Source organism: Parasphingomonas frigoris, from assembly GCF_036663815.1.
Taxonomy (GTDB): Bacteria; Pseudomonadota; Alphaproteobacteria; order Sphingomonadales; family Sphingomonadaceae; genus Sphingomonas.
The window spans coordinates 1-1,122 of record NZ_JAXOJQ010000077.1 but is presented as its reverse complement, the minus strand read 5'-3'; the positions used below and the strand labels follow the sequence as shown (position 1 = coordinate 1,122).

At 67.6% G+C, this 1,122-nt stretch carries 2 protein-coding genes; both read left to right on the top strand.

Going from position 1 to position 1,122, the window contains the following annotated elements:
• Positions 1-742, top strand: a 742-nt coding sequence (locus U1872_RS22575) for a LysR family transcriptional regulator (protein WP_332795088.1), incomplete at its 5' end; no start/stop codon positions are given.
• Positions 739-1,122 (top strand): SLAC1 family transporter (locus U1872_RS22570; RefSeq protein ID WP_503655215.1); only part of this gene is annotated, 384 nt, incomplete at its 3' end. The genes U1872_RS22575 and U1872_RS22570, both read left to right, overlap by 4 nt.

The window sequence follows — 1,122 nt, the reverse complement described above, 5'->3', positions numbered from 1 at the left end:
CGTGCCGCTATTCCACCGGGTCGGCCGCGGGATCGAACTGTCCGAAGCGGGCCGCATGTTCCTGGTCGACGCACGCGCAGTGCTTGGCCGTGCCGCCAGCGCGGAACTTGCACTGGCCGAATATGCAGGACTGGAGCGCGGCACTCTGCGGCTAGTCGCAAGCCAGACGATCGCGGGCTATTGGCTGCCCCGCCAGCTGGCCGCGTTCCATGCGCGCTACCCCGCGATCTCAATCGAACTGGCGATCGACAACACGGAAGGGGCCGCGGCGCGCGTGCTCGACGGTGCGGTCGAGCTCGGCTTCGTCGAGGGTGTGATCGACGAGCCCGCGCTCGCGCATTGGACGGTCGCGAACGACCGCATGGTGCTGGTTAGCAACCGCGCTGCCGACACGATTGACGAGGACTGGATCCGCGCCGCGCGCTGGATCGTCCGCGAGCAGGGATCGGGCACGCGCTCGTCGTTCGAGGAGGTGTTGCGCCAGCGCGGCGTCGATCCGTCGGACCTCACCACCGCGCTGACCCTGCCGTCGAACGAGGCGGTGCGTAGCGCGGTCGAGGCCGGCGCAGGCGTCGCGGTCCTGTCGCAGCATGTCGTCGCACCTGCAATCGCGGCCGGAACGTTGCACGATCTGCCGCTCGGTCTGCCGCGGCGTCCGTTCTACGCGCTGCGGCATAAAGAGCGCTATCGTACCCGGGCGGCCGACGCGCTGACCGATCTCATCAAGGAGACTGGCAAGTGACCGCCGATCTGAAACCCGTTCTTGATGGCCTGAAGCCGCTCAGCCGGCTAGACTCACAGCGCGAGATGTTCAGGCAGTTCACACCCAACTGGTTCGCCGCGACCATGGGCACCGGTATCCTGGCGCTCGCCCTGCCGCAGGTGCCGGGCGTAGGCACGTCGCTGCACCCGGTCGGCGAGGTGTTGTGGTATTTCAACATCGCGCTCTTCACGCTGTTCGCCGGGCTCTACACCGCGCGCTGGACGATTTTCGGGCACGAGGCGCGGCGGATCTTCGGGCACAACACCGTATCGATGTTCATCGGTACGATCCCGATGGGCCTCGCGACGATCATCAACGGGTTCCTGGCGTTCGGCCTGCCGCGGTTCGGCGCCGGCGTG